The sequence below is a fragment of the Treponema sp. Marseille-Q3903 genome (assembly GCF_014334335.1).
Lineage (GTDB): Bacteria > Spirochaetota > Spirochaetia > Treponematales > Treponemataceae > Treponema_D.
This window is the reverse complement of the sequence record NZ_JACSEU010000001.1, coordinates 151,044-172,962: the sequence shown is the minus strand read 5'-3', so window position 1 is coordinate 172,962 and position 21,919 is coordinate 151,044. Positions and strand designations below refer to the sequence as shown.

General features: G+C 40.2%; 22 protein-coding genes. 6 read left to right on the top strand and 16 right to left on the bottom strand.

What is annotated here, in order from left to right:
* Positions 1 to 8 precede the first annotated feature (8 nt).
* From H9I37_RS00830 to H9I37_RS00785, 10 genes are all read right to left on the bottom strand, one after another.
* A complete protein-coding gene (locus H9I37_RS00830) occupies positions 9 to 2,201 on the bottom strand; it encodes a heavy metal translocating P-type ATPase (protein WP_187380592.1) in 2,193 nt (730 codons plus the stop codon).
* Between the two features lie 10 nt (positions 2,202 to 2,211).
* Positions 2,212 to 2,568 carry an ArsR/SmtB family transcription factor gene (locus tag H9I37_RS00825; RefSeq protein ID WP_187380591.1) on the bottom strand — a complete coding sequence of 119 codons (357 nt, stop codon included), beginning with the start codon at positions 2,566 to 2,568 and terminating at the stop codon, positions 2,212 to 2,214.
* A gap of 156 nt (positions 2,569 to 2,724) precedes the next feature.
* A complete protein-coding gene (locus H9I37_RS00820; protein WP_187380590.1) occupies positions 2,725 to 3,423 on the bottom strand; it encodes a P-II family nitrogen regulator in 699 nt (232 codons plus the stop codon).
* Entirely contained in the window at positions 3,420 to 4,919 is a 1,500-nt protein-coding gene (locus H9I37_RS00815; protein WP_187380589.1) for a DUF1538 domain-containing protein, read from the bottom strand. Before H9I37_RS00815 ends, H9I37_RS00820 begins: the two co-directional genes overlap by 4 nt.
* A gap of 19 nt (positions 4,920 to 4,938) precedes the next feature.
* A complete protein-coding gene (locus H9I37_RS00810) occupies positions 4,939 to 5,412 on the bottom strand; it encodes an S-ribosylhomocysteine lyase (RefSeq protein ID WP_187380588.1) in 474 nt (157 codons plus the stop codon).
* Position 5,413: 1 nt separating this feature from the next.
* Positions 5,414 to 6,103 (bottom strand): 5'-methylthioadenosine/adenosylhomocysteine nucleosidase, encoded by a 690-nt coding sequence (locus H9I37_RS00805; protein ID WP_187380587.1) that lies wholly within the window; start codon positions 6,101 to 6,103, stop codon positions 5,414 to 5,416.
* Positions 6,100 to 6,480: a hypothetical protein gene (locus H9I37_RS00800; protein WP_187380586.1), complete on the bottom strand. Its 381-nt coding sequence runs from the start codon at positions 6,478 to 6,480 to the stop codon at positions 6,100 to 6,102. Before H9I37_RS00800 ends, H9I37_RS00805 begins: the two co-directional genes overlap by 4 nt.
* A gap of 19 nt (positions 6,481 to 6,499) precedes the next feature.
* A complete protein-coding gene (lspA, locus tag H9I37_RS00795; RefSeq protein ID WP_187380585.1) occupies positions 6,500 to 7,024 on the bottom strand; it encodes a signal peptidase II in 525 nt (174 codons plus the stop codon).
* Positions 7,025 to 7,037: 13 nt separating this feature from the next.
* Positions 7,038 to 7,805, bottom strand: coding sequence for a Nif3-like dinuclear metal center hexameric protein (locus H9I37_RS00790; protein WP_187380584.1), 768 nt, complete (start codon positions 7,803 to 7,805; stop codon positions 7,038 to 7,040).
* A complete protein-coding gene (locus H9I37_RS00785) occupies positions 7,792 to 8,925 on the bottom strand; it encodes a hypothetical protein (protein ID WP_187380583.1) in 1,134 nt (377 codons plus the stop codon). The genes H9I37_RS00790 and H9I37_RS00785 overlap by 14 nt, the downstream gene beginning before the upstream one ends.
* 78 nt (positions 8,926 to 9,003) lie before the next feature.
* Here H9I37_RS00785 and dnaX point away from each other — a divergent pair, with 78 nt between their 5' ends.
* From dnaX to H9I37_RS00765, 4 genes are all read left to right on the top strand, one after another.
* Positions 9,004 to 10,890: a DNA polymerase III subunit gamma/tau gene (dnaX, locus tag H9I37_RS00780; RefSeq protein WP_187380582.1), complete on the top strand. Its 1,887-nt coding sequence runs from the start codon at positions 9,004 to 9,006 to the stop codon at positions 10,888 to 10,890.
* Entirely contained in the window at positions 10,891 to 11,202 is a 312-nt protein-coding gene (locus H9I37_RS00775; protein ID WP_187380581.1) for a YbaB/EbfC family nucleoid-associated protein, read from the top strand. It abuts the gene before it with no gap.
* 1 nt (position 11,203) lies between these two features.
* Positions 11,204 to 11,803: a recombination mediator RecR gene (gene recR, locus H9I37_RS00770; RefSeq protein ID WP_187380580.1), complete on the top strand. Its 600-nt coding sequence runs from the start codon at positions 11,204 to 11,206 to the stop codon at positions 11,801 to 11,803.
* Positions 11,804 to 11,914: 111 nt separating this feature from the next.
* Complete coding sequence (locus tag H9I37_RS00765) at positions 11,915 to 12,469, top strand: STAS domain-containing protein (protein ID WP_187380579.1); 555 nt, start codon at positions 11,915 to 11,917, stop codon at positions 12,467 to 12,469.
* A gap of 75 nt (positions 12,470 to 12,544) precedes the next feature.
* Here H9I37_RS00765 and H9I37_RS00760 read toward each other — a convergent pair whose 3' ends face one another.
* From H9I37_RS00760 to H9I37_RS00735, 6 genes are all read right to left on the bottom strand, one after another.
* Complete coding sequence (locus H9I37_RS00760; protein ID WP_187380578.1) at positions 12,545 to 13,018, bottom strand: hypothetical protein; 474 nt, start codon at positions 13,016 to 13,018, stop codon at positions 12,545 to 12,547.
* A gap of 166 nt (positions 13,019 to 13,184) precedes the next feature.
* Positions 13,185 to 13,640 carry a hypothetical protein gene (locus H9I37_RS00755; RefSeq protein ID WP_187380577.1) on the bottom strand — a complete coding sequence of 152 codons (456 nt, stop codon included), beginning with the start codon at positions 13,638 to 13,640 and terminating at the stop codon, positions 13,185 to 13,187.
* A 637-nt stretch (positions 13,641 to 14,277) separates the two neighbouring features.
* Complete coding sequence (locus H9I37_RS00750) at positions 14,278 to 15,138, bottom strand: flagellin N-terminal helical domain-containing protein (RefSeq protein WP_187380576.1); 861 nt, start codon at positions 15,136 to 15,138, stop codon at positions 14,278 to 14,280.
* Between the two features lie 189 nt (positions 15,139 to 15,327).
* Positions 15,328 to 16,533: a M20 family metallo-hydrolase gene (locus tag H9I37_RS00745; RefSeq protein ID WP_187380575.1), complete on the bottom strand. Its 1,206-nt coding sequence runs from the start codon at positions 16,531 to 16,533 to the stop codon at positions 15,328 to 15,330.
* A gap of 35 nt (positions 16,534 to 16,568) precedes the next feature.
* Positions 16,569 to 17,645 (bottom strand): MraY family glycosyltransferase, encoded by a 1,077-nt coding sequence (locus H9I37_RS00740; RefSeq protein ID WP_187380574.1) that lies wholly within the window; start codon positions 17,643 to 17,645, stop codon positions 16,569 to 16,571.
* A gap of 33 nt (positions 17,646 to 17,678) precedes the next feature.
* Entirely contained in the window at positions 17,679 to 19,322 is a 1,644-nt protein-coding gene (locus H9I37_RS00735) for a hypothetical protein (protein WP_187380573.1), read from the bottom strand.
* 65 nt (positions 19,323 to 19,387) lie between these two features.
* Here H9I37_RS00735 and aroA point away from each other — a divergent pair, with 65 nt between their 5' ends.
* Both aroA and H9I37_RS00725 read left to right on the top strand, forming a co-directional pair.
* The gene (gene aroA / locus H9I37_RS00730) at positions 19,388 to 20,734 is read left to right on the top strand and encodes a 3-phosphoshikimate 1-carboxyvinyltransferase (protein WP_187380572.1); all 1,347 of its coding nucleotides are present in this window, start codon (positions 19,388 to 19,390) and stop codon (positions 20,732 to 20,734) included.
* On the top strand, positions 20,721 to 21,884 hold the full coding sequence (locus H9I37_RS00725; protein WP_187380571.1) for a DNA adenine methylase: 1,164 nt from the start codon (positions 20,721 to 20,723) through the stop codon (positions 21,882 to 21,884). Before aroA ends, H9I37_RS00725 begins: the two co-directional genes overlap by 14 nt.
* Positions 21,885 to 21,919 lie beyond the last annotated feature (35 nt).

Here is a 21,919-nt window from a genome sequence, read left to right as displayed (position 1 = left end):
ATTTTAGCTTATTTCTTGTCCTTCAACAATCTGAGACAATTGAGCACAGCGAGAATTGTGACTCCGACATCTCCGAACACCGCAATCCACATATTTGTAAGTCCGAATGCACTGAAAATCAAAATCAGTCCTTTTATTCCAAGCGAGCCGATTAGATTTTCGTAGACTATGCGTAACGTGCGTCTGCTTATCTTAATGCCTTCAACAAGTTTAGACGGTTTGTCTTCCATGATGATTATATCGGCTGCTTCAATTGCTGCGTCACTTCCGATTGCGCCCATCGCAATACCTGCGTCGGCACGTGCAAGAACAGGAGCGTCGTTGATTCCGTCTCCTGTGAAAATCAGCGTTCCGCGTTTTTTTCCACCTTTTTGTAAATCTTTGAGAAGCTCTTCAACTTTTTTCAGTTTATCTTCGCTCAAGAGCTGATCATATACTTTGTGGAGTCCGAGTTTTTCCGCAACTGTGTGGGCAGCCTTTTCGTTGTCTCCTGTCAACATCACAACATTTTCAACTCCAATCTTCTTGAGCCCTTCAATCGCTTGCTGCGAATCATCTTTAATTTCATCGCTTATCACAATATGACCGGCGTATTTTTCGTTGCAGGCGATGTGAACTACTGTTCCATCTTGATGTTCCGCACATTCATGATATTCGATATTGAACATATCCATCAATTTTGTATTTCCTGCAAGGACTTCTTTCCCATTTACAGTTGCTTTAATTCCTTTGCCGGCAATCTCTTCAATATTTTCGAGTTTTACGTTTTCACAACATTTATCGTGATGAGCGGCTTTTAGAGATGCTGAAATAGGATGCGTTGAAAACATTTCTGTGTGCGTAGCGAGGGCAAGGAGTTCTCCGTTTGAGATTGATTTGTCTGTCGCATGTACATGAGTTACAACGAAATTTCCCTTTGTAAGAGTTCCTGTCTTGTCGAACACTGCAGTTTTTGTGTGAGCAAGCGCCTCAAGATATACACTTCCTTTAATTAAAATGCCTCTTTTTGCATTTGCCGTAATACCGCCATAAAAACTCAATGGGATTGAAATTACAATCGCACAAGGGCAGCTTACAACTAAGAACATCAATGCGCGGTATGCCCAAGTGGAGAACGTCGCTTGATAGTTCCAGTTTCCCGTCATAATTGCAGTTATTATGCCCGGAATAAGTGCGACACAGATTGCGGCGGCAACTACAATCGGCGTGTAGACTTTTGCAAAACGAGTTACAAACTGTTCAGACTTGGTTTTGTTTTCTGTAGCATTTTCCACGAGATCCAATATGCGCGCAAGGGCTGATTCTCCTGCGTGTTTTGTCGTGCGGATTTCGAGGACACCCTGCTTGTTGATTGAACCCGAAAGAACGTTGTCCCCAACTTTTACGTGGCGAGGAATGCTTTCTCCTGTAAGTGCAGAAGTATCTATAAAGCTGTCTCCGTCTGTGACAATTCCGTCGATAGGGATTCTGTCGCCAGGTTTTACGATTATGATAGAATCAGTTTCAACATCATCGGGAGAAACTTCTCGTGTTTCGTTCCCGACTTTTAGCGTTGCGTGGTCAGGGCGCAGTTTTGAAATCGCTTCGATTGAGTCGCGAGATTTATCTACCGCATAATCTTCGAACTTTTCCCCGATTTGATACAAAATCATTATGGCAGTTGCTTCTTCATATTTTCCGAGCAAGATTGCCCCGATTGAAGCGACAGACATCAAAAAGACTTCGTCGAGGAATTCTCCATGAATAATATTTTTTATAGCGCCGATTATTACGCCTTTTCCCGTAATCATGTATGCGACAAAGTAAAGTGCCATGAAAATTGCCTTGTGAATTGTTTCAATATTTTTTACACCGGCAAAATAAGTCGTAAGCGGAAGATGTTCAATGACAATTCCGATTACAAAAAGGATTCCTGCAAATACAAGCGCTTTTACAGAAAGTTCTTTTTCATCATCATCGTCGTGATGTCCGTGGCAATGACCGCAGCTGCAGCCGTCGTGATGGTGGTCATGTTCGTGATGCGTGTGGCAGTCATCGTGAGAGTGCACCTCGTCGCAGTGCTCGTGATGATGTTCATGCTCGTGATTGTGGTCATGTTCTCCGTGATGGTGGTCGTGATTATGCTCATGATGTTCGTGGTCGCAGTGACAATGACAACTTTCTCTATTGTCAGATTCTTTTTCCTTTATCTCTTCTTTCATATTTCTTTCCTTATTTTTCTTTGATATGGTCTAAACCGCATTCGATAATCTCTTTTACGTGGTCGTCTGCGAGGCTGTAATAAACAATTTTACCGTCTCGGCGAGTTGCGACAAGGTTTGAGTCTCGTAGAACTTTTAATTGATGAGAGACTGCCGAAACAGTCATGTTTAACAGTGCTGAAATATCACAGACGCACAGATCGCTTTTATCAAGTGCATAAAGAATTCGAACTCTTGTAGTATCACCGAATATCTTGTAAAAGTCCGCCAAATCAAAAATTGTTTCGTCCGGCGGAAACTGAGATTTGACTTTGTTGACTGCGTCTTCGTGAATTATATCAGATTCGCATATATTTGAATCTTGCAAAACACCCTCCTTTTGATAACAAGTTCTTTGAACAGTTTTTAGAAAGCCGGAATTTTCGGGGCAATACTTGAATAACTGTTCAAATGAACGTTTGTTCAAATGTTATCATCATTTGAGCAAGTTTGCAAGTGTTTTTAAATTTTCATTTTTAAAATTTTATTTTCCCAAAAGTGTAAAGTCGTTTGCTTCGCTGCAAAAAATAATTCCGCTACCTTTTTCTGCAAAGCATGGAATAGCCGTGATAGCTTTTACAATTTCGTCTTTCTTTTCCGATGGAACTAAAATCATCAGCATCTCTTTTTCAGGAACTATTTTCATTCCAAAAAATGCAACGTCGTCTTCACGTGCAGTTCCGCGTGCCCCGATTGTAGTGCCGCCTCCTGCTCCAGCTTTACGCGCTGCTGCCATTGCGTCTTCTGCATAACCTTTGTTTACTATCACATTTATCATCTGATATGAGCTGTTCATTTTCTTTCCTCCGTTTCGACTTTCTTCGTGGTTTTTTGCTTTTGCAAAATTTGTCGCCGCATTTTTCGTGCTTTCCGATTCAGTTATATGTCCAGATTTTATGAAATCATCTACTTCAATTGTGAACAAAACTCCAAAGTGTTCTTTTTTTGATTCTGAAGCTTTTTTGATTGCGTCTAAAATTGCCTGTTTTTTTTCGTTTTCTACGACTATGTAGACAATATCTTGCGCTTTGTCACCAAATCCCAGCAGCTGAACTATATTGCTCGAAGCAGTTCCCCGCCCCATGATTATTGAACCGCCGCCAGCTCCTGCTGTCTTTGCTGCTTCCACAATAAATTCTGCACTGTTGTGAGGTATGATGCTTATTAAAAGTGCATGGTTCATTTTTTGCCTCCCTGTTTGAATTTAAAGATGATTCCCATTATCTGAATTGCTATCAGCGGCATCATCGCTACAAGAGCAATTACGCCAAACGAATCGTCGCCGGAATTTCCGCTTGCTGCGGCTCCTAAAGTAAATGACAAAACAAAAGTCGATGTCAACGGGCCGGATGCAACTCCTCCCGAGTCAAATGCAATTCCAGTGAACAATGACGGGCAGAAAATCATCAAAATAATTGAAATTACATATCCTGGAATTAAAATGATTTTAAGGTCAAATCCACTGACTGCGCGCAGCATTGAAAGACCGATAGCGATCGCCGTTCCGACTGAAAGGAAAATCAACAGCATTTTACGCTTGATTGTGCCTCCGCTGACTCTTTCAACTTGTTCACTCAAAACCCATACTGCCGGTTCCGCGCAGACGATGATTGCTCCAAGTGCGAGCCCTGTCCCAATCAAAATCGCATACCAAAATTTGCCGCCTGTTATTGCTTTTGCTCCAAGCGCATGCCCGAGAGCAGCGCCTGCCTGCGAAAATCCTCCATTCACTCCGATTAAAAAAATTGCAAGCCCAACGAATGCATATATAAATCCGATCACTATGCGCGTAACTTGATGTGCTGTCATTTTGATTAAAAATATCTGGAATAAAATGAACATTGCAAACAAAGGCGAGATTGATAAAAGAGATTCGTGCAAAACAGCGCCGATTGCGCCGCCAAAAGAACTGAAAACCTTATATAAAAATCCGCCTGATGATATTGCAGAATGGGCAGCGCCTGTCGCTCCAATCGCTTCGGAATTGGCGAGAGACCCGTTGAATTTCAAAAAGATGGCGTAAAGTAAAACAGCCATTATGGGACCTGCAGAGCAAACTCCCGTAAGACCGAAACTGTTTTTATTGTCATTTCGAGCAGACGAAACACCAAGTCCTAGAGCCATGATAAACGGAACTGTCATCGGACCTGTCGTTGCTCCTCCTGAGTCAAAAGCGATTCCTATAAAACTGTTTGGCGCAAAGATTGCAATCAAAAAAAGGGCAGTGTAAGATATCAAAAATGTTAGCTTAAGAGAAAAATTTAAAACAGCCCGGAAAAGCCCGAGCATTGTAAAAAAGCCAACTCCGGCTGCTATTACAAAAGTGATTACCGTTTTGTTTACCATAGGAAAAATTCTGCGGACTTGATCTCCAAAAACTTGAATATCAGGTTCGGCAGCTGTAACGATAAATCCGATTATAAAGGCAACTGAAAGCAAAAGAGGAAGAGAGCGTTTTTTTGTCAACTCTGAACCGGAACGTTCTCCGAGCGGTTGAATGCCTAAATCAACCCCAAGCAGAAAAATTGTGAGACCGGCTATCAAAAGAAAGCTTCCAATAACAAAGCGAGTTAAAAGAACCGCGTCGAGATGAACAACGAAAATTCCTAACACGAGGACGATTGCCATCACCGGCAAAACCGAAATTGCAGTTTCTTTTAGTTTTTCAAGAATATTCATAGAGACCTCAAATCAAACATTAGATAAAAGCGCTGTATCCTTTTGATTTTATTTGGTCGCACCACATTTTTGCGTAATGTTTTGCTCCTTCTAGGTCGTGGTCGCGGTAGTTTCCGCATTCTTGTTCTGTCGTTGCGGGAATCGGTTTATCCCAAACTGCGACTTTTTCAAGGACGCGCATGAGATGTTCTGCAATTTCTTCTTCCGAATATTCTCCAAAAACAGTAAAATAAAAACCTGTACGGCAGCCCATTGGAGAAAGGTCAATCACTCCTTGCATTTCGTCGCGGATATATTCAGCCATCAGGTGTTCTAATGTGTGGATTGCTCCTGTTGTCATAAACTCTTTGTTAGGCTGACAGAAACGGATATCGAACTTTGTGACTATATCACCTTTTGGACCGACTTTCTTTCCAGCCTGGCGGACGAAAGGCGCCGTTACTTTTGTGTGGTCTAGATTAAATGAATCCACATTATATTTTTTTTCTGCCATTTTATAGCTCCTTGATAACTTGGATCAAAAATTTGCTGCTTAGCTCTGATGCAGTGCCTTCGGAATAAGATTCATGAGTGTTTTCATCTGCACAGTCGGACATACATCTGATTATCACAAACGGAATATTGTTTGCATAACATGCATGTGCGATTGCACAGCCTTCCATTTCAACACAAGATGGATGGAAAGTGTTGACAATGATTTTTTTTCGTTCTCCGCCTGCAATAAACTGGTCACCTGATGCGATGAGCCCTTTTTTAATTTTGTGCTCGTTTGCTAAATCTGTTTTTGAAAACGCTTCGAGCGCTGCGTCGACAAGAGCGGCATCAGCTTTAAAATTTTCAGGCATTCCCGGAACTTGCCCCGGTTTATAGCCGAAAAAAACAGTATCAAAATCGTGGTAGACAACTTCTGACGAAACTACAAAATCATAGATTTTCAACCCGTCACCGGTCGCCCCTGCAATTCCCGTGTTTATCACAGCCGAAACTTTGAATTTTAAAATCAAAAGTTGTGTGCATAAAGCGGCGTTTACTTTTCCGATTCCGCATTTTACGATGACAACATCTTTTTCGAGAAGTTTTCCTTTGTAAAACACAAGGTTGTTGTACTGAATTTTTTCTTTTGCTGACATCTTGGAAAATAAAGAATTTACCTCGCTGTCCATCGCTCCGATAATTCCAATCATCTTCTATATAGTTTTTCCTGTTCTTCTTTAGTCAACTTTGCATAATGTTTTATAACATCATTTGTAAGTTTTTCTTTGAGGTTTTTCTTTTCGATAATATATTGAGCGAGTTTTTTATAAATCGTAAATCCAAGCATCAAGCCGCCAATAAATATGATGATTGTGAATCCCTGAAAAACATATTGATTTTGAGCTCCAATTACTTTGAAAAATATAAATGCAAACAAGAGCCACAACCCTAGTATTATAAGCAAACTTATTGCGATTTGAAAAATGCTTCCAAAAAACAAAAATAAATTTGAATACCGTTTCTTATTTCTGAATTCAATCTCTTCTTTTCTGCGGCGAGCTTTTTCCTGTTCATCTAAATCTTGCATTTTTCCCGGTCTCCTGAATTTATTTTTCTGATTTGCTTTGTTTTATGCTTGTGCAGATAAATGAAATTACAAGTATAATTCCGCAAATCACAACTGCTGAATCTGCGATGTTGAAGGTCGGCCAGCGTTGGAACCCAAAAAGTCCATAAAATTTAATATCGATAAAATCTACGACACCTTCTGCACGGAAAATACGGTCTATCAGGTTTCCAAAACCTCCGCCGACGATTCCCATAATCGCCCATCGCTGTGTCTTATTCCACTCTTTATTTCTAAAATAGACTGCAATCACAATCCCCATCACAATAAGAGGAATCAATGAGAACATCAATTTTCTAATAGTCAGAGACCAGCTAGCACCGACGCTGAAAGCAACGCCGCTATTTGAAACATGGATGATTCTTAAAAAATCACCAAAAAATTGTGTGCCGATTGTGTACGGCGGAATATTGTTGACTACAATAAGTTTTGTAATTTGATCTAAAATGATAACTACAATTGTCAATGTAAAAGGGAGCAGTTTTGATTTTAATTCTTTTGTCATATTTCCAATATACTTATAAAGCCGTAGGCTGGTCAATAAACAATGTCTGTAGCCCAAGTTCCTTTTCAATTTTTTCTTTAAGAAGGGTTACTCCTATTATCTCAGTTCCGTAATGACCGCCGGAAATTACATTCATTTTCATCTCTTTTGCATAATGAAAATTGTCGTGCATAAACACTCCCGTTATGTATAAATCCAACCCGTCTTCAACAGCTTGCCAAACATCTCCGCTCGCACCGCCTGAAACGATTCCTACATTCCGAATGTCTTTTTTGCCGAATGGGAACGACTGGCATTCCGTCTTTGTGTGCTCTGAAACTTTTTTGCAAACTTCGTCAAGCGACAGCGGCGAAGAAAACTTGCCTTTTACTCCGACCGGCATTCCATGCCAAAATGCAAACGGTTCAAGTTCTGTAAGACCAATCAGATTTGCAAGTCCATAGTTGTTTCCGTAAGGATTGTTTGCGTCAAGAGGAATGTGATATGCTATCAGCGCTAAATCATTTTTTATAAACGGCGCAATTCTTTTGTAAAAAGAACCGGTGATTGTTTCGCATCCTCCCCAAAAAAGCCCGTGATGAACAATAAGAACGTCTGCATTTTCATTTGCAGCGGCAAGGGCAGTTGCCTCGCACGCATCTACGGCAAAAGCAACTTTTTTTAACTGCTTTGAATCCGGCGATGAGTTTTGAATCTGAATTCCGTTCAAAGAAGGGTCGTCGGAAAAATTCTCTTTTTTGAGAAATGCGTTGAGATAATTGTTAAATTCATTTAATGTCATTTTTTCCTCCAAATTTTTGTGAAGTTTTTAGAGCGAGCATTTTTGATGTTGAAAAAGCAGAATCCCGTTTTGAACCGAGCAATGTTGCAAGAAAAGGGTCTGTCTCTTCAATCACTCCATAACCGGGTGTTTTATATTGTTCAACGGAGTCGAGCAGGAAGATATCACGGATTTTTTCCGGATATTTTTTTTGATATTCGTCGAGAGAAGTTTTTCCCATCCAGTCGCAAACAAGATAGTATTGATTTTTAGAGAGACCGGGAGTTGTGCTGACTTTGTTATCTCCGTCATTTGCGCCACCGTCACCGTCTAATTTGGCTAGAATATCGTCTATCAGCTTAATGCTTGCGCCAATTTCCATTTTGATGTTGTAATTGTAAAATTCGCGTTGAGAGGCAAAAAGCTTGTCATTTAGATAACTTCTTACAACTATGCTTATTCGGCGCGATATTTTTAAATCTTCAAATTTTGAATGCATCCAGCGGCAGTCATCTGCAAAATAGTCGATTGAAAAAACAGTGTAGTTTTCCAGCGCAAGTTGTTGAAGATACGGCACGTAATTTGCAGTGTCTCCACGTTTGTCGGGGAAAAATATGATGATTTTATCTCTATCGATGTTTTTTAGAGAACGAAAATCAGCTTTTGGAGTGAAATTCGGTGAAAAGCACGTTAAAACCGCATTTGCTTTTTCAAACGGTTTTATCAGTTCAAATCCATCTGCAAAGCGCCCTTTATAACGCATCTGAAATTCCGCAATTTTAAGTTTTCGGCTTGGAACTTCTACCGGCGCAAAATATATTGTGATTCCTGCCGCTAAAACACAGAGCGTCACTGTAAAAACAGCCCAGACTTTCATTAAAATACTGTAATGGTCAATGTAAAGTTTTTCGAAATATCGGAAAATTGCGTGAAAGTTTGAAAGCAAGACGAGCAGTCCGATAAAAACGCCGAGAGCTGTAATAAAATCGATTCCAAATGCAAAAACCTGAAGAATTGAAATTGTGAAAGTAAAAGGTGCTAGGACAACCAATGGGTCACGTCTGACTTGTTTGACAAAAAAGACTCGCAAGTTAGTAATTAAAAGCATCGCAAAAACTAAAAGCTCACCGTAAAATTTCATATTAAAAAGTATAATTGCGGAATGAAATGTAAGCAAGTATACTTTCAAAATTTGTTTTTTCACATTATAATTCAGCGTATGTCATACGAAGTAACAGCAGCCCGAAGGCGTCCTCAGCAATTTGATGACCTTGTTGGGCAGGAATTTGTTGCAGAAACGCTCAAAAATTCTATAAAATCAAAAAAAATTGCACATGCTTATCTGTTTGCAGGTCCACGAGGGTGTGGAAAAACATCGACTGCACGCATTTTGGCAAAAGCGTTGAATTGTCAAAGAGGTCCAACAGACACTCCGTGTGGGCAGTGCGCAAACTGTCAGGAAATCACAAAAGGAACTTCCCTTGATGTAATCGAAATAGATGGTGCGTCAAACACAAGTGTTGAAAATATCCGCCAGATTAAAGACGAAGTTCTTTTTCCTCCTGTAAATGCAAAATACAAAATCTATATAATCGATGAAGTCCACATGCTTTCGACTTCGGCTTTTAATGCTCTTTTAAAGACGATAGAAGAGCCGCCTCCGTATGTAATTTTTATTTTTGCGACGACAGAACTGCAAAAAGTTCCGGCAACTATAAAATCACGTTGTCAGCAGTATAATTTTAGACTTGTTGCAATAGATAAAGTAAAGCAGTGTTTAACCGATGCCGCAAAAGAATTGAACATTCAGGCAGACGATGAAGCTCTTTTTTGGATTGCACGAGAATCTACCGGCTCTATGCGTGATGCGTATACATTATTTGATCAGGTTGTTGCGTTCAGCGAAGGTCATATAACTTATGAAAAGATTCGGGACAAACTCGGATTGCTCGGAATTGACCGATTGAACAAAATATTTGAAGGATGTGCTGTGGGAAAGACAGATGAAGTCCTCAATATTTTGGACGAATATCTGCAAGGTGGAGTTTCAATCGAGCAAATTATCTCCAACAGTGCTGATTATCTAAGGTCGTTGCTGTTGATAAAAAGCGGAGTTTCAAAAGAGTCTCTGCTTGGGAATTCAAAGGAGCGTTTCAGCAGCATTGTTCTCGGCGCTTGGAACGCAGTTCAGATTGAGAGAGCGCTTTCAATTTATCTTCAACTTTATCGCGATATTCGTTATTCGGTTTCTCCGCGTTATGAACTAGAACTTTCATTCAGCCGTTTGTGTTGGATTAACCGGTATGTTTCTAACAGTGAAGTGAAAGAAGCTATTGACGCAGCAAGAGCTCTGCTGGGCGGAGTTTCTGTTCCGTCAGAAGATGTTTCAAAAGGAGAATCGAGCCCTTTTCTTGATGGCGGTTCGCTGCCGCCTGAACAATCAGCGAGTCAAAATGCAGTTGCAATACAGTCGGCAGAAATAAATGAAAAATTAAAAATTCACGTAGAGCAAGAGCAAACGGTGCCGCCGCCATCTTTTCAAAAGGCAATTGTCGTTGAGCCGTCAGAAATCGGTTATACTGAAAATCCAGATATGGAAAACGACGGCTGGACAAATTTTGATTCTCCGCCGGAAGATCATCAAGGCTTCTCAGATTTTGATGATTATTCAGGGCAGCCGTTTGCGACTTCGGAAGTTCCTGAAAATCATACAAAAGAAGCCGGTTTTCCTGTTCAGCTGAACGATTTTTTTACGCTTTCAAATGGAAAGCGGATGGCCGTTGCACAGTTGCGAGGAAACCTCATGGCTGCACTTTCGATTTCAGCTCCGTTTGCGGCATCAAATCTCGACAAAACCGGCGAATGGAAAGTTGACGCAACTTCTGTGAATATAACCGTCGAAAATAATTATGACCTCCAGCTTATAAAAAAGTATTCCGGCGAAATTACTGCAGAACTTTCTAATATCTGCCAATGCCAAATGCAGTTTAATATCGCTTTAAAAGAAATGGAACTTGAAGAAAAATCTGAACAAGTAGAAATTCCTGTTCAGGCAAAAATACTTGTAGATATATTCAAAGGAACAATTGTTGCAGGGAGGATGTAGATGAATCCATTTGAATTGCTAAAAAACACGCAGGCGCTAAAAGAACAATCTGAAAAACTTCAGCAAGAATTAGCTGACATTCGTGGCATAGGTTCGTCAGGTGGCAGAATGGTAACTGTCACTTTGAATGGAAAATTTGAGATGCTCGACATAACTCTTGACCCAATTTGCGTCGACAATCGCGATGTTCAGATGCTTCAGGATTTAATTGTTTCTGCGCACAAAAATGCAATAGAAAATGTTCAAGAGCAGATTAAACAAAAGTCAGCTTCCTTGCTCGGTGGAATAGATTTGGGCAAATTCGGATTGTAAAATGAACGCATTTGAAGAACTTTCCAACAATTTTTCGCGGCTTCCCGGAATCGGCAAAAAAAGTGCCGTGCGAATGGTGAACTGGCTTTTACGGCAAGACCCCGCTTTTATTCAACGCTTTGCACAAAATCTTGGAACGCTTCAAGAGAGAATAAAACATTGCTCTGTTTGCGGAACTTGGACGGAATCTGATCCGTGCCCAATATGTTCTAACCCAATCCGCGATAAAACACAAATATGCGTTGTTGAACAGCCACAGGATGTCTCTACAATCGAGGCTCATGGTGAATATAAAGGGTTGTATCACGTTCTCGGAGGGCTTATAAAACCGCTCGAAGGAATAGGCCCTGCGCAACTTGCGATTCAGCCTTTGTTGAATAGAATCAAAGACGGGGCAATTACGGAAATCATTATCGCCACAAATCCAACAGTTGAAGGTGATACGACAGCCTTATATATCAACAAGGTGATTACGGAGCTTAATCTCTCCAGTTCTCCAAAAGTTACGCGCCTTGCGACTGGAATTCCTGTGGGAGGCGACCTTGAGTACATAGACAAGCGTACACTTTCGTTGAGTTTTCGGGGCAGAAGCTGCATGTAAAAACCAATTTTTTGTGTAAGTGTAAAAGATACTTTTTTACGATTTTTAAAGAATTACGTTTCGTAGACAATAAATATAATTTCTATTAGAATGCTTTTGCAGGAGTACAAAATGGAATCAAATAATTCGATTGTTTCAGGGTTTGATAGCGACAAAGATGATTCTCTTAAAATTACATTGTGTAAGATTCCAGGAGTCCAAAATGGCTGTATGATTATTTTGGAAGGCTATATTGACACTTACAATTCATCTTTTTTCCAAAAGCAAATGACAAAAGTTATTGGAGCAGGCTTTTTCAATTTATTGTTTGATTGTAAGAGGCTTTCTTACGTGTCTTCAACAGGACTCGGCTCATTTACTATTCTTCTTAAGATGGTAAAAGTGAAAGGCGGAGATATTGTGCTCTCTGAAGTGCAAGAAAAAGTTGTAGAGGTTTTTCAGATTTTGGGATTCTCTCAGTTTTTTAATCTTAAAGAGACAACAGAGGAAGCTCTCGAGTTTTTGCGCAATGGCGGAGGCAAGTCTATGGGAACGGTGTTTCCAAAATTGTTTCCTTGTCCATCTTGTGGAAGAAGCCTTCAAGCAGCTCATGCAGGGCGTTTCCGTTGCACAAATTGTAAAGCGATTCTTACAATTAAAGCTGACGGTTCTGTAGTGCTTGGTTAATTGCGGTGTTTTTAATTTGTGATTTGTTTTGAAAAACGTCCCGAACAAGGGACGTTTTTTATTTTTAAGGGAGGGTTATTTCTTTGTATAAATAGTAGCTTTTGTAATCTTTACGCTAACTTTGTTTCCCATAAAATCCATTTTTGTTTCTGTCTCATTGTATATAGAAATTTTTGTTTTGTCCTTGTTTATCTTTATGTTAATCGTATATGTCTCAGTTTTACCCGGGATGGGCTGCGGTTTTCCTGCGATTGCGATATATCCTTTTAATTTTGTAGCAAATTCGTCAACATTATCTTTAGTAACTGTTAGTTCCGTAGGGGCAGGAGCTGATGGCACCCTTTTTTCAACCTCTTTTTTTAACACATCCGAAATACCGCTTATGTTGTAATCATTCTCTGATTTTTCTTCCCATGTGCCAATCATCCAGCTTGTGTCGTTAAGATCCTCTGCTGTCAAATCTGCATCTTGTGTACCCGGTTGTTTACAAGATGTAAATGCCAATCCTAATGCCAAAAGCATTACAATTGCCAAACTCATTTTTTTCATACTTTTTCTCCTTTGGTGATGAAATAATATAGCAACATTATATCACGAGGTTGTGTGTGTGGGGGCAAGTCTTTTTTATAAAAAAAAACTGCCCTTTATAAAGTTTATCTAACTTTTAGGGCAGCTTTTTTTTGTAAATAAAATGCTTTATTTTGCTAAGGTATTGTTACTTCTTTGTGTAAGTAACCGCTATTGAGATTTTTGCATTAACTTTTTTATCTGCAATTGTCTTTGAAACTTCTGTGTCCGTATATATGGAAACCTTAGTTTTAGCTTTGTTTATTTTTACGCTGATAGTAGATTTTCCATCCGGAACAGGCACTTCTTTTCCAGCCATTTGAACGTATCCTTTAAGCACTCCGGCAAATATTCCAACATTAACTTTTGTAACTGTCATAGACGTAGTGGGTGAAGCCATAAAATTCTCTTTTATCGCCTTTTCTGTAGCTGCATCAGCACCTGTGATATTGTAATCTACTGTAGACGTCATTTCCCATGTGCCAAGCAACCAGTCAGTGTTGTCAAGGTCAGATAGTGTCATATCTGTATCCTGTTGTTTACAAGATGTAAATACCAGTCCTAATGCCAGAAGAATTACCATTGCCAAACTCATTTTTTTCATACTTTTTCTCCTTTAGTAATGAAATAATTTGTAGCAATTATACACAGGAAAGCTAATGGGTGTCAATTTTTTTTGGTATGTAATGGGCATGGCAAGCGAGGAAACATAATGCCGTCAAAATAAAAGAAAAGGGTTCATTTGAACCGTCATAATTTTGTGAGCATAAAAAAACACGGTCGACGAAGCGTCCAAAATTGTGGAGTTTCATCTACCGTGTTTTAATTTTCGCGAGCATTGGACGCATACGCTTACAGCGTCTGCTTACTCAGTTTGCATGCGCAAACTGACTTCGCAATAGCTCGCCGGTTTGTTTTAATTCAACTAACTTTTTTCCTAGCGGAGCAAAGAAAGTACGTTCTGTGAACTCTGGTTAGCCTGTGCGAGCATTGGACGCATACGCTTACAGCGTCTGCTTACTCAGTTTGCTTGCGCAAACTGACTTCGCAATAGCTCGCCGGTTTGTTTTAATTCAACTAACGCTTTTCCTAGCGGAGCAAAGAAAGTACGTTCTGTGAACTCTGGTTAGCTTGTGCGAGCATTGGACGCATACGCTTACAGCGTCTGCTTACTCAGTTTGCTTGCGCAAACTGACTTCGCAATAGCTCGCCAGTTTGTTTTAATTCAACTAACTTTTTCCCTAGCGGAGCAAAGAAAGTACGTTCTGTGAACTCTGGTTAGCTTGTGCGAGCATTGCGGTGCCGGCTTGAGAGAGCACGTTAGAACTTGTGAATTTAACCATTTCTTTAGCCATGTCTGTATCACGGATGCGAGATTCAGAAGCCTGTAAGTTTTCAGCACCTACGTCCAATCCTGTTACAGTCTTTTCGAGGCGGTTCTGATAAGCTCCCAAGTCTGCACGCTGTTTGTTGATCTTTTTCAAAGCTTCGTCCAAAGTTCCGATTGCACGGTTAGCTTCATCAGGAGTTTCCAAAGTCATAATTGACTCGTCTCCGAGATTGCGAAGTCCGAGTGCTGTTGCTGACATTGTTCCAATGTAAACCTGTGTTCTCTGATCCATGTTAGCACCGATGTGGAACCACATAGAGCCTGTTACAACGTTTTCGCCTGTTGGACGAGCAAAACGACCTGTAAGCATGTTCATTCCGTTGAATTGAGCAGATGAAGCAATTCTATCAACTTCTGCGATGAGAGAAGAAACTTCAACCTGAATCTGCATGCGGTCTTCTGAAGAGTAAATTCCGTTTGAAGCCTGAATTGCCAATTCACGGATGCGCTGTACGATATCTGTAGTTTCCTGCAAATATCCTTCTGTTGTCTGAATAAATGAAATACCATTCTGGGCGTTTGTAGATGCCTGGTTCAAACCGCGAATCTGGGAACGCATTTTTTCTGAAACTGCGAGTCCTGATGCATCATCACCGGCACGATTGATTTTCATACCAGAAGAAAGTTTTTCCATTGATTTCTGCTGGTTAAGATCCTGAAGTCCCTGGGAACGCTGAGCGAACATTGCGCTCATATTGTGATTAATAACCATAATAATCTCCTATAAAGCTTGGTTAGTAATTAAGATAAAACACATGGTGGGCTTTTAAACCACGACGTGGTTTATCTTTTTGGGTTTCCACCACCCTATACTACATTCTCGGGGTATGGAAAAAAAAGTTTAGAGGAAAATTAAAAAAAATTATATAAAGTTATAAAAAATCAAACCGCTGTGTAAAATCTATTCTCTGAACAGCTCTATAAGAGTTTTTGCGTCTTTTATGAGATTATCTACGATACAATATTCGTTAGGTTGATGAGCCTGGTCATCGAGCGTACTCCAAACAACGGCATCAATTCCTTCTCTGCGGAGCTCAGCTCCAACTGTTCCACCGCCAATTCCTATGAACTTTGCATCTATGTTGTGAACTTTTTTGATTGCGGCGGCTAGTTTTTGTGCTACAGGGGCAGTTACCGGGGTTGCCGGTGATTCTGATTTTTGCGGAGTTGTGTATTCAACTTTTACTCCGTATTCTTGCTCAACTGCACGGCAGCATTTGTCTACTTCTACGAGAACGTCTGTGAGGTGATAACATGGCAAAATACGACAGTCCATGCAGAATGTGTCTTCGCCCGGAATTATATTTATGCTGTCAACATTTTTTGAACGCTTTGTCGGCTGGAATGTAGAATATGCAGGTTCAAACAGTTCATCTTTTTTATTGAATATTTTTTCTAGGTTGTGCAAACGCAAACTAAGATCGCACGCTGCTAGGCACGCATTTGCTCCGCTATCTGGACGGCTTCCGTGAGTCTGTTTGCCTTGTACATGAACTGCCAGCCACAGTATATTTTTTTCAGCGATTTCGATTGTTTTTCCTTCCGGATCGCCTCCGTCAGGAATCAAAATCAAGTCTTTTTTAGTAAAAAGATTTTGGTTTTTTATTAGCCAGAGGATTCCGTATCGGCTTCCGTTTTCTTCATCTGCTACAAAAAGGAGTTTAACTGTGTGAGCAGGTGTAAGTCCGTTTTTAATATAATAAAGACCTGCAAACGCTGCGCTGCACAATCCTTGCTGATCGTCTTCAACGCCGCGCCCGTACAATTTTCCATCTTTTTCAACGACTGTCCAAGGATCAGAATCCCATAATTTTAGATCGCCTGTTGGGACAACGTCTAAGTGAGCCATCACCCAGATTCTGCTTGAATCGTCTTTTCCCGGAATTGTAACGACGAGAGAAGGGCGACTGCCTGAACTGACTCGGCTGTCAGGAGCTTCATATCGTTCTATATTTGTAAACCCTTTTGATTTGAGCCATGCTTCCAGAGCGTTGCATTTTTCCGTCTCTCCGTCTCCGCCACCTTCTGGAGCGATTGCTATGTGAGATGTCAGCATCTTTTCCAGCTCTATTATTTCTCTGCGATTTTCTTCAAAAAATTTATCCATATTTGTTTCCTTTGTGCGGCAAATCCGCATTATTTTTATCGTATTTTTAAGAACATTCCGAGCAGTCCGCACGTAATTAAAAGCTGCATGATCATAAACTTAAGCAAAACTTGAGTTGGAGACCAGCCTCTGTTTTTATGCATGTGGTCGTGGAGCGGAAACCTTATATTTTCAAAAACTTTAATCTTAAAGAAACGGAGCAGGAACACTTTTAAAAGACCCATCCCTCCGTTTACAAAAATAATTGACGATGTCGCAAGAATTATGAATGGATTTCCTGAAACCATAACGCAGACCCCAATAAAAAATCCTAGAGCTCGGCTTCCTGCGTCTCCCATCAGACAGTGGCTTGGGTATGCGTTGTGCCATAAATAACCCATCACAACTCCTGCCATTGCGAAAAGCATGATTGCCCAGTTTGCACCGTAGCGAAAATGAGGCAAAAGCAGATATGCGGCAATATCTTTGTGACCGAGTATAAAGTAGAGCAACATGCCGAGAGTCAGAAGTGCAATTAAAACAAGTGAAGATGATAGACCGTCTACGCCATCTGTGCAGTTTGTTGTATTTATGCTTGCCCAGAGCATTATCGTTGTGATCACTATGTACACAACAGGATTTACTACGATTTCATTTGAAAAAAATGGTAACCAGAACCTTACAAGTCCGTCAGGGGAGATCTGTTTGAGCCCAAAATAAAGTATGAATGCAGTTGTGACGCTGATTATTAAATCTAGGGCTCCTTTTAGATATTCGCCCCAACTTGTTGTGCTGCGGTCATCTAAAAATCCGGTAAGCATTGTAATCCAAGTGAGGAGCACAATCGATGAGCGCACCCAGTTCATAGGACAAATCAAAAAGCAGATTAAAACAAAAAAAGTGATGAAAATGCTTCCGGCTCCTGTCGGCTTGCCTTTTGACGCTTCTGAAGTCTCTTTAATTGTGAACTCGCGCCCACGGTCATGCGGAAGGAATTCGTAAAATTTTGGAATAAGCTTGCGTGAAAGAAAAAAACCAAGATAAAGTGAAACAGTTATCAGAACAGCGTATGAATTTAAAAGTCTTGCCGGGCCCCAAATATGTTGAAGATACTGTCCTAAGTAATAAATCATTTTTACCTCTTAAAATATTTTTTATATCTATGATTAAAATGAGATGTGCGTCATATCTGTAAACACCATCACAATTTCTCGTTCGTTACAATAATCTATAAATTCCTTGTCCATTGGAGTTCCACCTGTTTGCATAATTGCTTTAATTCCCCTGTCTACAAGGCGTTTTGTCGTATCGTTGAACGGGATTTCTGCGTCAGTCACAAGGACATCGCCTAAATATGTAGTCGAATCTCTAGACTCTTTTTGACCGCTTGTGCGTTCATTATATTTAGCAGCCTCAAAAAGAACTCCTTGAATTGCGTTCGCTGTAGAAGTGCATCCTTGAGAGATTCCAACTATCGAATTTTGTTTTAATATGACCGCAGAATATGAACGTGCGCCCATCGCAAGCATCATTCCAAAAACCATTTCATCAGTCTGAATTTGCGACGGTCTGTTTTTCGTTTTTATTTCCCAGTGGTTAAAAAGTTTTGCATCAATATCTTGAAGGAGAATTCCTCCGTTCATGTTCATAAATTTCCCTTTAAAAGGAATGCGAGAGTTTTTTACAGCAGGAATCAATTTGATTTTTTTGTTGAGAGAAAGTATCTGTTTTGCGTCGTTTGTAAAACTTGGTGCGACGATTGCGGCAAAATCACATTGAATAATCTCTGTTGCTGAGGCTGAATCGATTACGGCGCTGCACGCTAGCACGACATCTTTTGTATTTGATGCATCGTACGTGTATGTTTTTTTAAATGAATCGAGCACGTTTGAAGAAAGTCCTGCGCCTAAAATCGTGCAAAACTTTACTGCCATTGTGAAGACCGTGCCTGTAAGTGGGGTAAACTGAGTTGTAAACTCGTAACCGTCGCTGTTTGTGCTTTTTACTGTGTACTGTTCTTTTAACGCAGCGTAGAGATTTGTTATCTGTCCCCACGAATATGAAATATCGGCGATAATGTTGTACGTAAGTTCGCGCCCTTGGAATTTTAAGAAATTTCCTGTGGCACCGTGCTCTGCCGGAAGTTTGTAAAGGCATGCGTCTTGTTGTGTATTTGAACCACATTTTATCTGGAATTCTTTTTTAAAAGGAATCATCAGATAATTCATATATTTGCTGCTGAATTTATTTGCTATTTGTAAAAATGACGAGGAAAGCCCTGCGTCGTATGCTGACAGAAGGTTCAATGCTTTTGCGGCAAGGTATGTCCTGAATTCCTTTGTGACAGAATCTGTTTTAAGCTGGATAATCGCTTCTTTATAATCAGATGGGTCTGTAAGTATCAAAACATTTTCGTAGTTTCCTGTAGAGCTGCGTAAAATCGATGTGCATGGAAAGTTTGGAGTTATGAGCTGATTGTCGAACTGGTTCGTAAGAACTGCGGTGTTCAATCCGGGAATAACATTCATGCACACTATGCAAATATCGTTTTCGACATCTGACGAGTTTGCATAAAACCGGTTTACACCGTGCTTTGTCAAAAGAATTCTCCTGATAAGCTGAGAAAAATCTGAAAGATATATGTTGTTTTCAACAAGAGAAGGTTCGTGAATGACAGGGATGTTATTTTCTTTTAGTAATTCTTCTGTCTTGTCTGCAGAAATAATAGCCCAGCCCGCAGAGGCAAGATATTCTGCAAACTCTAAAATGTTATCTGAATTTTCTACATGAATAATCGCACTCTTAGACATGGTTGTATTTTACCAAAAAAAAATATAATTGAAAATAGACGATAAAATAAGGTAAGATAATAATTATGAAAGTTGTAGCAAAAAAGTCTGTACTCTCCGGGAATATCGCCGTTCCCGGTTCAAAAAGTCACACAATTCGTGCACTTATTTTAGCTTCAATGGCAGATGGTGTCTCGCATATTTCTAACCCGCTTTCAGGAGATGACTGTTTTTCGACGGTAAAAGCAATAGAAAAAATCGGAGGAAAAGTAACTTTTGGCGATAATAACGTTTGGACTGTTTTTGGTGCCGGCGACAGCATTCATATTCCTTCAGATTTTATCGATGTCGGAAACTCCGGCTCTCTCATGTATTTTTTGGCTCCTGTGCTTGCAACTTTGTCTGGAAAATGTCTTTTCACGGGTGACAAGTCAATTTGTAAAAGACCTGTAAATCATCTGGTAGATGCTTTGAATACACTTGGGGCAACTGCCAGCTGCAAAAAAGGCAATACTCCGCCATTTACTTTTTGCGGACCCATTGATGTAAAAAAAACTCTTGTTACGGAAGGAGCGCTCTCTCAGTATATAAGCGGATTCATGATGGCGGCTACTAGGCTTGACGGAACTTTGAACATCAAACTTACGGCTCCTCAAGAAACTCCATATTTAAAAATGACAAAACTTTGGCTCGACGATGTCTGTGGAAAAACTTGTGCAGACGGCACAGAGCGAGTTTTTATTTCCGATGATTTTAAATCAGTGAAAGTACGCGGGAGTGTAACCATAAAAGGTTTTGATAGAGAAGTCCCGTCAGATTGGGAAGGAGTTGCTTTTCCTCTGATTGCAGCTCTTATTTCAGGCAGCTCAATCACAATTGACAATGTTGATGGCTCTGGCAGTCAAGGTGATGAAAAAATAGTCGATGTCCTAAAATCAGTCGGTGCCGATATTGAATGGAACAAGGAAAAATGCACGCTGAGTGTCAGTGCTAAAAGCGAGCTTTCTACAAAAAATCTTCCTCATGGTGAACTTTGCATAGATATTTCAAATTTTCCTGATGCTGTTTGCGCTCTATCTGCAATTGCGTGCTTTATTGACGGGAAAACTGTCATCACAAATGTCGAAATCTGCCGTAAAAAAGAGACAGACAGGATTAAAGCGATGAAAACAGAACTTTGTAAACTCGGCGGTTCTGTGGAAGAAGGCGAAAATTGCCTTATAATTCACGGGAAAAATAGAGGATTCGGTCTCCACGGCGGCAACTGCGACTCTTATAAAGATCACAGAATTGCGATGTCTCTCGCATGTCTTGGACTCGGGCTTTCTGAAGGCGAATCTCTTTCCGTTTGCGATGCCGAGTGTTGCAATGTTTCATTCCCGCATTTTTTTGAAGTGATGAATAAAATTGGAGCCGGCTTTGTATGTAAATAACGAAACTGAAAATTTCAGCGGGGAAAACCATGAATTCCTCCGTTCTCAGCTCATAACTTATATCGGCAATAAAAGAGCTCTACTTGGTTTTATCGGAGAAGGGGTAAAAATCGTTCAACAACGGCTTAGAAAGGAAAAACTTAGTTGTCTCGATATTTTTTCCGGCAGCGGAATTGTAAGCCGTTTTCTTAAGCAGTATTCGGAATTTATTGCCGTAAACGATTTGGAAAAATACGCCGGCATAATCAGCAGATGCTATCTCGCAAATAAATCTGAACTTCCGCTTGAGCGTTTGCATTTTCTTCACGAAAAACTGTGTGCAGAAATCGATTCGGACATAAAAAAAGGGCGCAAAGGTTTTATCTCTGAATTGTATTCACCTTCGGATGAAAAAAATATCCTGAAATCCGACAGATGTTTTTATACATCGTACAATGCTGCGTACCTCGACGTCGCCCGGCAAAAAATTGATGAGACAGTGCCTGAGGTTCTCCGTGATTATTTTATCGCGCCTCTGCTTTCCGAAGCGTCAATTCACGCAAACACTGCCGGCATATTTAAAGGATTTTACAAAAACTCAAGCACAGGAACAGGTCAGTTTGGCGGAAACGGTTGCAATGCGCTTTCTAGAATTCTTGGCAAAATAAAGCTTCCGTTTCCTGTTTTTTCGGATTTCGAATGTAAAAGCAAAGTTTTTTGCAACGACGCAAATCAGCTAGTTTTAAGCGATGAACTTTACGAAGATGTGGAAACTTTTGATATTGCATATTTTGACCCTCCTTACAATCAGCACCCGTACGGTTCAAATTACTTTATGCTGAATCTCCTTGCAGAATACAAATGCCCCGATGCTGAAAAAATCAGCCGCGTATCAGGAATTCCGTGCGAATGGAACAGGTCTGATTACAATAAAAAGAAAAAGGTTTCGGGAGTCTTTTTTAATCTTGTTAAAAATGTGCGCGCAAAGTTTGTGCTTGTCTCTTTTAATTCTGAAGGGTTTATTCCTAAGCAAGAAATGATAGAAATCCTTTCTGAATGTGGAAAGGTTGAAGTTCTTGAATCTGATTACAACGCATTTAGGGGCTCGCGAAATCTAAATGAACGCGAAATTCACGTCAAAGAGTATTTATTTTTGCTAAAAAAAGATTGAAAAGCAGAGAAAAAAGATTATTTATGCCTGTGAAA